Genomic DNA, 12,747 nt, shown 5'->3' with positions numbered 1-12,747 from the left:
TAATTTCAGTTAGAACTTCTCTTTTTGTATTCTTTGTAAATACATTTCCTCTCTCTTTTTTCTCTTTACTCCATAGGCATTCATTTTTTATTATTCATATATAAAGATTTCTCTCCCCTCTATCCAGTATTGGATAGGAGCTAAAAACTTCAGGTGTTTCAGGATGTCAGGCAAACTTTCATCCTCATTGATCACACATCGGAACTTGCGCTGGGCAAGCTTCGATGATTCCAGATTTATGTTTACATTAAATTTTACGGAGAGTTGATTGACTATTTCCCTAAGCGTGACATTTTCGAAGACAAACTGATTCAGGCGCCACGCCGTACATATATTCACATCCACGACTTCTGTGGTATATTCGTTTTTATGATTGTTATACGTCACCTTTTCTCCCGGTGACATATCCAAAACAGCTTTCCATTGCTTATCGAATAAAGCAACTTTACCTCTTGCTAAAACGGTTTCTACGTTTTGGTGTTTCTCGTCTGTTTTTACATTGAAAGCGGTTCCGAGAACCTTAATATTCACATAATTCGTTGAAACATATAATGGAGATTGAGCATTCTTTGCAACGTCAAAGAATGCTTCTCCTTGCAAGGAGAAGCATTCTTTGCAACGTCAAAGAATGCTTCTCCTTGCAAGGAGAGTTTACGGCTATTTTCGGCAAAAGCCTCAGGAATCTTCAATGAAGAACCCGCCTTTAGCCAAACGGCCGATCCATCCGCAAGCATGATTTTTTTCACATCCTCCCCTTGTTTCACCGTAATCGTCACATAATTATCAGGTCTCAGATAATCCCATCCCACATAAGAAAAAGAAACCAAAAGCAAAATTACGGCAGCATATCTCATCACGGAGCGAAATATTTGAAAACGTCTTCTACTATTGATTTTGGCATTCAACTTTTCCAATGCCTTTTCAATATGCTCAGACGTATTATATTGAGTAAACTTCCCCGAAATGCGAAGCTCCACCAATTTTGAAAAAACATCTTCATTATCAATTGACAAAGCACGCCACTCTTGCACTTTTACCATCTCTTCTGGAGAAAGTGTATCGATCAAGTATTTCGCTAAAAGTCTATAATCAAAATCCATTTTTTTCCTTTTACTAATGCTAAACGAACAACTCGGGAAAAATACTGAGATAAATCTATTTTTTTTATCTTTTCAAGGGTAATTTAAGACGATCATATCAAAATTTGCTAAAAATCATAAGCGACAGAAACTTTCAACACAACTTTTATTATCTCACGACAGCCACCTAATTTTTACGACGATATTCAGTCGGAGTCATCCCATAGTTTTGTTTAAAGGCAGTACTAAAATAACGGGCGCTGGAAAAACCGGTACGATCCGCCACATCCTGAATGCTCATATCCTTATGGGATGAAAGCAAACGAGCAGCTTCAACCATACGGAACTTGATCACATAATCGCCGATGGAAATATCCGACAAATGGCTGAATTTGCTATAAAGTGTCGTACGGCTCATCGCCATTCCGGAAGCGATAAAGGCAACGTTCAGATCCGGATTAGCCAGATTTTCATGAATCAACAGATTCAATTTCTGCATGAATTGTTCATCCGCATTACTGGTCGCATCCTCTTTGGGTGAGAACAAGCAACCGGATTCCCGATAACGTGCCCGAAGCTGGTCACGCTGTCTCAACACATTCCGCAAAATTACCATCAAAGAATCCACATCAAATGGCTTTGCCAAATAGATGTCAGCACCCGACTTATACCCCTCGACTGAACTGGCAGGATCAGCTTTGGCTGTCAACAATATAACTGGAATATGACTGACTTTCAAATCATTTTTAACCCGACGGCATAACTCGTAACCGTCCATCCGGGGCATCATGACATCACTGACTATGATATTCGGCTGAGATTGCCCCAAAAACTCCCATGCCTCCTCACCGTCACCGGCCGCATAGACATCCTTGAACTCCGCCTGCAAGATATTAAACAAATAGTCACGCAGCTCCGGTTCATCTTCGACCACCAACGCAGTGTATTTCGCAAACGAGAAACCGGCTTGCAAAGCCTGGAGATTCGCATCCTTAACATCAGCATCCTCCATTTCCGAACAAACGACACTGTCCGGTTCTTCAGATACAGACGCCTGCACTAACGGCAAATCAAAATAAAAAGTCGCACCTCTGTCTTCATTACTGTAAGCACCGATGCTTCCTCCATGCAGTTCCACCAGTTTACGAGCGTAAGCCAAACCGATCCCGCTTCCTTTACGGTTATGGTCACCCTGGTAAAAACGAGAGAAAAGACGATCCATATCCACATGAGCCAGCCCAATCCCTTGGTCAGCAAGAGAAATGCGCAGGCTCGTTTCCATACGTTCCGTACTAATGACCAGCGAAGTATCCGTCTCACTGAACTTCATCGCATTTATCAACAAATTGGACAACACGACACGGCATTTGGCGGCATCGAAAGGAATCTTCTCCACCGAAGTATCCAACTTGTATTCCAACCGAATATTACGAGCCTCAAATTCTTGTGCAAAATCATGCGTTACCGTTCGTATCCAATCAGCAACATTATAAAAACGGACATCCATAACATCGCCATTCGTATCTGATTTTTGTGCATCTAACACCATATCAACAATTTCACGTATCCGACAAGTCTGCAACAACAAACCATCCAATTGCCTGGAAACATCATTATCCATCACTTTTCCGGATTTCAACAAACGTTTGAGCGGAGCGTATATCAAAGTCAACGGCGTACGAAGTTCATGACTGATATTGACCATAAAACGAACCTTCTCTTCATAAAATTTACGTTCATGCTCTTTCATTTCCCAAGCGAGTTCCTGCTCTTTACGCTTCATAATCGATCGGATTATCCATGAGGCCATCGTCATCACCATCAAAAACAAAACTATCCAAAACCAGGCACGTTGCCATAAAGGAGGGATTACATCAACTGTCAGCAATTTCAAAGGTGCACTCCAATCACCATTTCGTTTGCTATATGAAACCCATAATTCGTAGTTACCGGGAGAAAGAGCCGGAAAATTAAAGGCATGACTGGACGTCTCCAGCAAATCCTCACGGTCTCCTTTGATGTAAAAACGAAACAATTTTTTCCGCATCAAATCCTTCTCTTTAACAATGACACTCAATCCCAAAGAAGAATAATCCCAAGGAACGGAAACGGCCTGCTCGCCAAATAGACCATCCAGATGGATAAAAGAGCCATCTAGAGCCAAATTGATCAGGCTGACAGAAAAATCCTCTTCTTCTTGAAATTTCTGATCCTGCCGTATTCGCACCACTCCCTCTACTCCAGCCATATAAATATCACCGAAGACAGATTTCAAAGCAGGCTGTGGCAAAAATTCGTGTGTAAAAACTCCATCAGACTCTCCGAAAACGACGATACGCTTCTCTTGAGGGACATATGCATACAATCCTTCATGCGTACTAATCCACAATTGCTCACTGTTATCGAAAGCAAGAGACATAACTCCGACAAAACGCTTTGTATCAATCGTATCCATTTTTTGCAGAGTACGATCATAGGCATATAAACCGGAAGTCGTGCCCAGCCAGAAACGTTTGTCCTTACCTTGCTTTATTGACGTTATCGTGCCGATCTCCTCACCGGGCAAAAAAACCGGACGTAACTCTTCGCTCGGAAAATCCAGAACGTAAAGTCCGGCAGATGTACCGATATAGCACGAGTCGCCCACGACGAAACGAGGAGCCTGAAAATTCGGCAACATGTTTTCATGCAAAGGTTCAAATTGACATTTCCGATGGTCATACACAAACAAATAATTATCGGTCAAAAGACAAAAACGATCATCATCCACACGATACAGGCGAATCGCATTTCCACACAGAAAAAGATCGTTCCGGACGTCTCCCCAATTCAAAGGGAACTCCCTGCATTCACCTGTATTCTTGTTAAAACGACAAAGTCCGACTCCAAACAAAGACAACAACAACTCCGAATCATTATAAGGCATAATGGAGACAATCTTCATCCCTTCTGTCTGTCGATACTCTTGAAATGTCTCTTTTTCCGGATCAAACAAATTCATTCCGCCACCATCTGTACCCATCCATATTTTACCGTCACGATCTTCATACATAGACGCAACTGATTGGAAACTCAAACCGTAAGTAGCTCCAGGGGGAGCATCCCGATAAGTAGTCATGTAGACAGGCTTAATACCAATCAAACCACCTAAAATACTACCGGCCCAGATATTCCCTTCATCGTCGATATACAGGCTGGCAAAAGAGTTCACCGGAAGAGAATGACGATCGCCCGGAAGGTGCACGATCCCTTTCACGGATTTGGTGGCATAGTTATAAATATTAATGCCTCCTCCGTCGGTCGCCAACCAAAGTTCACCATCTTTTTCCCGCATATCCTGCACGACATTGTGCGTCAAGCGCTCCGGTGTTTCCAGATGCTCGACCAACCGTCCTTCGCGGTCGTAGCAATAAACACCTTTATTATAGACTGACACCCAAGTCCTTCCATGTGAATCCAGAAACAGGGCAGGTATATTCTTTTCCTGAGTAAACGACACTCGCTCCATAGTCCCCGTCTTCGGGTAATACCACCAAATGCCGTTTCCGCGAAAAGATAGAATAATCTTTCCTTCTTTTTCATCATACCAATAAGCACGGTTGGGCACAGAGATAGGCATGGTATTCTTCAACTCGCACTTGCCAATTTTCTTTTCCTCATAAGAATAATAATACACACCTTTCATACCAAAAAAATAGACTCCTTCCGACATAAGGAGACAGCAAGTCGCTACTACCGGTTCTCCGTCCAACTCCAGACAAGCAAATTTACGGGTATTACGGTCGAAAATTGCCAGTCCACGACTAGTCCCTACCCAAATATTCCGAGCCGCATCTTCTTCCAAGAAAACGACATCATTATAAGGAAGAGAATACGGATTATCTTTATCTTCTTGGAAAACCGTGATTTTTTCCCTGTCGAAACGGTTCAAACCAAACCGAGTCCCAATCCATAAAACGCCTCTATCATCTACCAATACACATTTTACTGAAGATTGTGATAAGCCTTCCTCTAATGAAATTTGTTTAAAATAATACTTGGGAACTGCCTGAAGAGCCCCTGTTAAGAATATGAAAAATAATATTAGATATAATTGTATATACCTCCCAAACACTTGCATAATTACATATCACCCTTTGGCGTGCAAAAATACAAAATCATCCGAAATACAAGCCCTAAAGAACAAAAAAAACAATTTTTAATTTTTCTCGAATGATATCAGACATAGAGAATACACCCAAAATCATAGATTTACTCTAAGAGCCCGATAAAAGCTCTTCTTTAGCCATCCGGATTCGCTGATTAAAAAAAATTTCGACTTCACTCCATAAATAATAAGGATAGCGAGGTGTTGTCAATGGAAGGGACACCTCTTTCTCGTTTAGCAGAAATTTCACCCATATTTCTCCCTTTTCATCATGACAAAAAATCCACTGTATATTAGCCGCCATCGGAGCAATCTCGTAATCCTTCCAATACACAGATACAGAATCAGGATCTGCAACACGTACGTCAGCATTTCGTATACCCATCAACGCCACAAAAGGTATGATTGTTTCTGCATGAGCAAAACGAAAATTTGCATGGTTATCCGACTTTGCATTTATCACCTCATCAGCAGTACGGATAAATTCAGAAAGCAAAGGCCACGCAATCGCTACCGGCAACATTCGACCAATCGGAGCGGAACTCTTGCTCATGTACTGTCGCAAGTTTTGAGTCTGCCAATAGCGGCTCCATTCATTCGAAGTAAAAGAACAGATCTCATTCAGAGAAAGTCCAGTATCAGGTAATATCGCAATAATTGAAAATAAATCCATCACAAAATCCCTATCTTCTTTCTCCGTTCCGCTTCTGAGGAAAAGTCGTTTCATAACAGTGGAAGTGGGTATCTTGATTTGAGAAAATTTCTCATAAACAGCAATCCAATCCCCTTTCTTCTTATAATTGACATAAGATTCATTCAGATCGAAAAAACGAAGAATATCATCATATTCTCTTCCCTTGTTTCGCTTTATCTTCAATGACGGATTTTCTCTCAGCAAACAAGAGAGAAACGCGTCCATACTATTTATACAACGAGGCACATAAGTGGCTATCGCCTCCACCTCTGCCGAATCAGCAAATAAACAAGGATAATTTTTTGACATACGCCAAGCAATACCCTCTTGTTCTTTTTTGCCCAAAGATGATAATTCACCCCATTTGCCCTTAAACTGCTCAGATACCTCTTGCATAAATAAAAGTAGATCCCAACCTTCTTTTGTCAACATTTTATGTTTTCCTGCTAATGACAGCCTTGTTATCACTTTATCCAACGCTTTCCCTGAAGTCGGAAATCGTGCACCGTGTCTTCCGAGATGGTTAATATAAAAAGGAACCATGCCATCCTGAACTAAATAAGATGAATTTTCCAGAGAAGGATACGGCATAGCCGTCCCTGCATATTGCTGTTCCTCTTGTCCTATTGATAAATGGGAATAAATAAACAAACAAAATATAAATATCGATATCTTTCTCATACCAAGATCATTTTATTTAGATTATAACAAGAATATCCAAATGTCTGTTCATTCCGACGGGTTAGTAGTGGCATTTTGACAAACTCGTAAAACGACCTCATTCCATAAGACACATACAAAATATATAAACAATCGGCAACGAGATAGAAAGAAGATGATTATTCTTTTTTTTTATCTTTTTACCAAAGTCTGAAATAGTTCTCCAAAATATTCTTCAAAAATCTTAAGTACACCAACAAAAAAGTATCGAACTTCTATTTCTTATAAAAACAGTAGCCCGTTACGGGTTCATTTACTCATTAAATTCAAAATCGTATGGAAACAAAAAGTAAAAAAGCAAAAAGCTCCTTCCTTAATTTAGGAAGCAACATGGGAAAAAGTAAATTATTGCAAGGTGTCGTCACATTGGCCGGAATCGTTTTGTATCTTCTCGCACGCAAATCAAAAAATAAGATAAGACATACATTTTTATTGATTTTGGTTTGCACAATGGGAGTCGTTTCTTTCTCATGCGGTAACAAAAGCCAAAAGAAAGTCGATCTCAACAAAGCATTGGACAATGCCATTGAAAGAGTGGAAGATGAAGCTGACAAATTAGACAAGACTTGGGACGACACAAAAAAAGAGACCCGGAAGGAAGCAGAGAAAGTCAAACATGAAATAGAAAAGATTCAAAAATAAAGAAAATATAGCTATGGACTTACATTCAGGATTACCATACTGGATAATCAAAAATCCACTGTTCGATTACTACAATCCGCTGAAAAAGGATCTGGAAACAGATATAGTAATCATCGGTTCCGGTATAACCGGCGCCCTTATGGCTCACGAATTGTGCCGGACGGGACTGGAATGTTGCGTTGTGGATAAACGGAGTATCGCCACGGGCAGTTCCGCGGCCAGCACGGCACTCTTGCAATATGAAATTGACGTTCCGCTTTGCCGAATGGCTGAACAAATTGGTGAAAAAAATGCAGTAACTGCCTACCGGTCTTGCCTGCAATCCATCTCAGACATCGAAGCCGTTTTGAAAGAGACGGATATCGATGCAGACTTTGAGCGGTTACCGAGTATTTTCTATGCCAGCGACGAAAAAGGAGTAAAACTCATCGAACGTGAATATGAAATACGCAAACGCTATGAGCTTCCAGTAGAATTGTTAAACAAGGGAGAGCTTCATAAGCGATACAAAATGAGAACATACGCCGGAGCGTTACTAAATCGTCAGTCCGCACAGCTCGATGCCTACAAGGCGGCAACCCTACTCTTCCGGTATCATATAAAAAAAGATCATTTACAAATATTCACCCATACAAAAATCACATCTTGTGAAGAAACGCCTCAAGGTTGCCGGCTCAAAACAAAGGATGACCGGACCATCCGATGTAAATATGTAATTGTCGCCGCTGGATTCGAAGCCGGGCAGTTCTTACCTGAGAAAGTAATGAAACTGACCTCGACTTACGCACTTATATCCCACCCTATTGACAATAAGGATCTATGGCCCGAACACAGTCTCATCTGGGAAACGGCAGAACCTTATATCTATGTTAGGACCAGTGGTAACCGAATCATCATCGGAGGAGAAGACGAAGATTTCAATAACCCTGAAGCAAGGGATGAACTGCTCCGGGAAAAGACGGAAAAACTTGAAAAGAAATTCCATACCTTACTGCCCTCCGTCCCTTTCAAGGCAGAAATGACCTGGTGCGGAACCTTCAGTACGACAAAAGACGGACTCCCCTTCATCGGAACATGGCCAGGAACGGAACGCATATTCTTTGATCTTGGGTACGGGGGCAACGGAATCACGTTCAGCATGATCGGAGCACAGATTATAAGCAACCTCTTACAAGGAAAAGAAGATGAGCGAAAAGATGTATTCGGTTTCGGACGGATATGCTAAATTTTGTAAAAGAAAACAGCCTTGTCCCTGCATTCGACGCAGGGACAGCCTCTCTCTAATTATTGGTTTAACCACACCGGAAATCTTCTCCTCCCGTAGAAATCATAAAAAAGTAATCCTATCCAACTGGTGAGGATAATCAATACACCAACGATCAACTTCCTTTTTTTAGGGGCATCAAGATTCCAAATTCTAAATGCGGGTTTCAAAGCCAAGACCAAGCCTATAAACCAAATTGCAAAACCAACCATATCCGCTTCGTATTTACTAGCATAAAACAATCTTTTATCTGTTGATCTAAATCAATCTTCCAACTTATACAATTCGAATTCATATTTATGCAGATAACTGCAATTTCCATCACAAACTTTTATATGTCGGGGGATCGTGTCAGAGGCCATCATACATCTGTTTCCGAACAAATAGGAACATCTAAGCCTGTATGCTTCAACAGCCAACGACTTTTCATATCCGCATCCCTCTTTATATGCATCGTAACAAATACGGTAAAGATGTTCGTAATCCATTTGGACAGAATTCATCAATTCATTTTTCAGAGTTTCTTCCCAATTCATAGTTATTTAAAATAGTTGTTTACAGAATCTTATTTTTAAAGTAAACAACACGTATATAAAAATAGTTTACATAAAAATAAAACCTTAATCATATGCAAATATAACATTTAGACACACTTAGTATATTCCTACAAAAATAGATGTTAATATTCTCTCTTTACAACAAACAAAAATCTTTTTATGGCTGTTTATTTAATGTGAATCGGGTATGGTACCAACACCTATATTTCACATGATTATTCTTTTATATTAATGCATAAAACTTAGTCATATGTATTTTATATGGTATATTATTATCGGAATCTTAGCCGGTTTTATTGCTGGTAAGGTCATGCGTGGAGGAGGGTTCGGTATCCTCATCAATTTACTGGTCGGCATAGCTGGCGGCCTGTTAGGAGGTTGGGTCTTCGGCCTGTTAGGCATTGCTACGGCGGGCATCTTGGGCAGTTTGATCACCTCTGTTGCTGGAGCTATCTTGTTATTGTGGATCGTTTCATTATTCAAAAGTCCACATAAAACAGATATATAATCAATTATTTATTCATCTTTTAAAACTATTGAATTTATGGAAACAAGTTGTTCAAAATTTTGGCTGGGCCTGGGTTTAGGCTCAATCATCGGTGTAGTAGCTTACCGTTTTAGCTGTTCTTCTAAAGGCAAAATGTTAAAAGAAAAAGCATGCCATGTCCTTCATCGGATGGGTGGTAAAGCAGAAGACATGATTGATTCCGCAAAAGACAAGGTTGCGGAAGCCGGAACAAAAGTGGCCGACAAGGTCGCCAAGGAAACTTTTAACATCGCAGAAAAAGCCGATGATGTGAAAAACAAAGTGCACAATTTTGCCGATAATGCAAAAAAGTAATTGAATGTGCCTCATTAAATGTATAATTAAAACTTTCGAGTTATGTTTTATCATGTAAAAGATTTGCAATACAACGCACGCGTTTCCGCTCCGGATCCACGTTTCGCACGTGTCCTCCTTGAGGCTTTCGGCGGCGCAAACGGAGAATTGAAATCGGCTTTGCAATATTTCGTACAAGCTTTCAGTTGCCATAATCCTCACCCTGACAAATATGATATGCTGATGGACATCGCAACAGAAGAGTTGGGACACCTCGAAATCGTCGGGGCTACCATCCAAATGCTCCTCGGGCCTGTAAACGGAAAAATGAAGGACGTGGTGGAAAACATGGAAATCAATATGATGATGAATGGCAAAGGAGCCAAAGAAGATCTCATCCATCAAGCATTCACAAATCCGCAGTTCTTGGTAACTTCCCCCGGAAGTCCCACACTGACAGACAGCAACGGAAATCCGTGGTGTGCTACCTATGTATCCGCTAATGCAGATCTGACCGTGGATCTCCGTTCCAACATGGCAGGAGAATGCCGTGCAAAGATCGGATATGAAAATCTTATACCGCTGACGGATGATTCCTACGTGAAAGAGACGCTCACGTTTCTTATGACACGCGAAGTAACCCATTTTCAACAGTTCGAAGCGGCATTGGAGACCATCCAACCCAACTTTCCTCCCGGAGTGTTTCAAACCTCCCCCAAATACAGCAACCTGTATTTCAACATGTCCAAAGGCAAAGATGCCCGCGGGCCGTGGAATGAAGGAAAAAGTACACGCTTGAAAGAAGAATGGCAATACATTGACGATCCTTTACAAGAAGTACGAAACACCAATGGGCTCGTCGACCGTAAACCGGCAGGTACATACCGCACGGAAAAAGAGGTCCAGGAAATGGACAATGAACTTGCCAAAGAACGCAGCGAAGAAGTCCTTTCTTCTTTACCCGACGGAGTCATGAGTTGGTGTAACTACCAAGATAAAAAAGGAAACAGAAAATAAACTGTCGCCAAGTAATATATTCACTTTAAAATTTATCAGATTATGAACAAGAAGAATGAAAAAAAGCAGGTAGAAACAAAGGGTACGAAAAAACAAACCCAGACTAAAGAATGCAAGTGCTCAACTTCAGAAAAAAATCGGCCAAAAAGTAACCGAAACGTCACTTGTAAGTAATTAACCCCTATCCCCGGCGAAGAAAAATGTCTTCGCCGGGATTTTTTATACCCTCTACAAAGCGAAATCATCTCATTGTTTTCGCCTTATGTTTATATGCTTAACCGTAGTATACCAAAGCAACCGCACAAACTCTGCAGTAACAATTTCTTATTTCTATGGACAGGATATTCTTTTTCGTTCCGAATAATTCTTTCTAAAATGCCTATTAATTTTATAATCGGTGTCAGTGATTATAAAATCAGTGGTTGTGATTATATAATCGCTGGCACTAATTATATAATCACAACCACTGATTACAGAATTAACAGGCACTTTGATGTTTTTTATGCCTATGTAGATAAGTTTTCTTGCAGTGAGGAAACATCATATCTCATATTATATGATTCATAAGACCGTATTGCTATAAAATGAATTTGGTGCGGCTATCTTGATAGCACGATGATTGTTTCTACAAAAACTTTATATGGATATGCTTGTACTGAAGGCAAGAAGAGAGAGATTGCTTCTATATAGCACGAACGGGGAGGCTCTTTTATAAGGCCTCCCCGTTATACTAATGAAAGAATCTATTAAAGAAGATATTTCTCCCCAATCACATATCTATTCGTTCCTGCGTTTTCCGGCTACCGTAAGCACCAGCCAAACTACACAAGACAGCACCGATCAAGATAGCAAAGAAAGATACAAGAGCCGAGCGAGCCGCAGCGTCCGTAGCTTTATCAGCCGCTTCCAGTGCATTTTGCTTCACTTCCTGCCATTCCTGGATCGCTTTATCCAGATTTTGTTCCAGATTTTGAATTTGTTTGTCGGCCTCTGCAGTCGCCTTTTGCATGATTTCCGTATACTGCTTGACCGCCTTGTCTGCTTCAGCTTTCGACATATCGGTATTATTTGCCAATGCTTTGGCAAGATCATTCCGGTCTATGCTTTTTGCCAGCTTATTCGTCTGTTCCTTCACTCGAGCCAGAAAATCTTTAAAAATCTCATCTGCATCTTGTGGAGACGCGATGGCTTTCTTCACAGATTTGCCAAAGTCGGCCTTCACCCCCTCCAACTGCTTCTGCAAATAATCAGGTTGCAACTCTTTCACTTTGCTTTTCACAAGAACCGCACGAATATTTTTTGGCAACTCTCCGTGTTTCAAATCGACTTTAAAATCGATTTCACCGAACAATTCTTTCGCCTGATCCGAAAGAGCGGAGACTCCACCGCCCACAACCGAACCGGTTCCGGAAATAACCCCTCCGGCCACCGACGATGCGGCTCCCAATGCATTCATTGTAAGTTTGGCCGCCCCGGCAGTAAGTAAAACACAGAAAAATGTCCCTACAATAAGAGTTGTACCCCAAACTAAAAAACCATGTATCAAGCCATCCACCCCGGCTAATTTTCCGGCGACGAAACCACCGGCAACCATACTGACAATCAAAGCCACAGCCGTACCTATGCCGACCGTTGTCCCAATCCCAGAGACGGGATTATCAGCAAACGGGTCAAACAAAAACAGACCGATACTGGAGCCTAACACCGATAACAAGATAGAGACAGCCAACACCGTCACTACACCGCCAAAAACACTTCCCCAAGAAACTCTTTTTTTCAACTCAATCAAATTATTTATATGTGTCAT

General features: G+C 41.1%; 12 protein-coding genes. 5 read left to right on the top strand and 7 right to left on the bottom strand.

Annotation, left to right across the window (positions count from 1 at the left end; genetic code table 11):
* Positions 1–90: 90 nt before the first annotated feature.
* The 4 genes from ACPYIV_RS03270 to ACPYIV_RS03255 form a co-directional block, all read right to left on the bottom strand.
* Positions 91–600 (bottom strand): FecR family protein, encoded by a 510-nt coding sequence (locus ACPYIV_RS03270; RefSeq protein WP_425885508.1) that lies wholly within the window; start codon positions 598–600, stop codon positions 91–93.
* Positions 528–1,100 (bottom strand): FecR domain-containing protein, encoded by a 573-nt coding sequence (locus ACPYIV_RS03265; protein ID WP_425885506.1) that lies wholly within the window; start codon positions 1,098–1,100, stop codon positions 528–530. The genes ACPYIV_RS03270 and ACPYIV_RS03265 overlap by 73 nt, the downstream gene beginning before the upstream one ends.
* A 166-nt stretch (positions 1,101–1,266) precedes the next feature.
* A complete protein-coding gene (locus ACPYIV_RS03260) occupies positions 1,267–5,199 on the bottom strand; it encodes a hybrid sensor histidine kinase/response regulator transcription factor (RefSeq protein ID WP_425885504.1) in 3,933 nt (1,310 codons plus the stop codon).
* Positions 5,200–5,335: 136 nt separating this feature from the next.
* Positions 5,336–6,601, bottom strand: coding sequence for a histidine-type phosphatase (locus tag ACPYIV_RS03255; RefSeq protein WP_425885501.1), 1,266 nt, complete (start codon positions 6,599–6,601; stop codon positions 5,336–5,338).
* A 315-nt stretch (positions 6,602–6,916) separates the two neighbouring features.
* Between ACPYIV_RS03255 and ACPYIV_RS03250 the strand changes: the two genes are divergently transcribed.
* Together ACPYIV_RS03250 and ACPYIV_RS03245 are read left to right on the top strand one after the other, a co-directional pair.
* Positions 6,917–7,282, top strand: coding sequence for a hypothetical protein (locus tag ACPYIV_RS03250; protein ID WP_293740416.1), 366 nt, complete (start codon positions 6,917–6,919; stop codon positions 7,280–7,282).
* Positions 7,283–7,295: 13 nt separating this feature from the next.
* Positions 7,296–8,507, top strand: coding sequence for an NAD(P)/FAD-dependent oxidoreductase (locus ACPYIV_RS03245; protein WP_425885499.1), 1,212 nt, complete (start codon positions 7,296–7,298; stop codon positions 8,505–8,507).
* Positions 8,508–8,566: 59 nt separating this feature from the next.
* Here the strand turns inward: ACPYIV_RS03245 and ACPYIV_RS03240 are convergent, their stop codons facing one another.
* Entirely contained in the window at positions 8,567–8,758 is a 192-nt protein-coding gene (locus ACPYIV_RS03240; RefSeq protein WP_021862609.1) for a hypothetical protein, read from the bottom strand.
* Between the two features lie 51 nt (positions 8,759–8,809).
* The gene (locus ACPYIV_RS03235; protein WP_217803647.1) at positions 8,810–9,082 is read right to left on the bottom strand and encodes a hypothetical protein; all 273 of its coding nucleotides are present in this window, start codon (positions 9,080–9,082) and stop codon (positions 8,810–8,812) included.
* A gap of 271 nt (positions 9,083–9,353) precedes the next feature.
* Here ACPYIV_RS03235 and ACPYIV_RS03230 point away from each other — a divergent pair, with 271 nt between their 5' ends.
* From ACPYIV_RS03230 to ACPYIV_RS03220, 3 genes are read left to right on the top strand one after another with little or no spacing between them, the layout of a single operon-like run.
* Positions 9,354–9,611: a GlsB/YeaQ/YmgE family stress response membrane protein gene (locus ACPYIV_RS03230; protein ID WP_008147463.1), complete on the top strand. Its 258-nt coding sequence runs from the start codon at positions 9,354–9,356 to the stop codon at positions 9,609–9,611.
* A gap of 36 nt (positions 9,612–9,647) precedes the next feature.
* Positions 9,648–9,944, top strand: a complete 297-nt coding sequence (locus ACPYIV_RS03225) for a YtxH domain-containing protein (RefSeq protein WP_008147462.1) — start codon at positions 9,648–9,650, stop codon at positions 9,942–9,944.
* Between the two features lie 42 nt (positions 9,945–9,986).
* Positions 9,987–10,940, top strand: coding sequence for a manganese catalase family protein (locus tag ACPYIV_RS03220; protein ID WP_300762816.1), 954 nt, complete (start codon positions 9,987–9,989; stop codon positions 10,938–10,940).
* 769 nt (positions 10,941–11,709) lie between these two features.
* On the opposite strand, the gene ACPYIV_RS03215 is transcribed toward ACPYIV_RS03220, so the two are convergent.
* The gene (locus tag ACPYIV_RS03215; protein ID WP_021862113.1) at positions 11,710–12,747 is read right to left on the bottom strand and encodes a hypothetical protein; all 1,038 of its coding nucleotides are present in this window, start codon (positions 12,745–12,747) and stop codon (positions 11,710–11,712) included.

It is taken from the genome of Parabacteroides vesiculifaciens, from assembly GCF_049860805.1.
In the GTDB taxonomy this organism is placed as follows: domain Bacteria; phylum Bacteroidota; class Bacteroidia; order Bacteroidales; family Tannerellaceae; genus Parabacteroides.
This window is presented reverse-complemented; position numbering and strand designations above follow the sequence as displayed.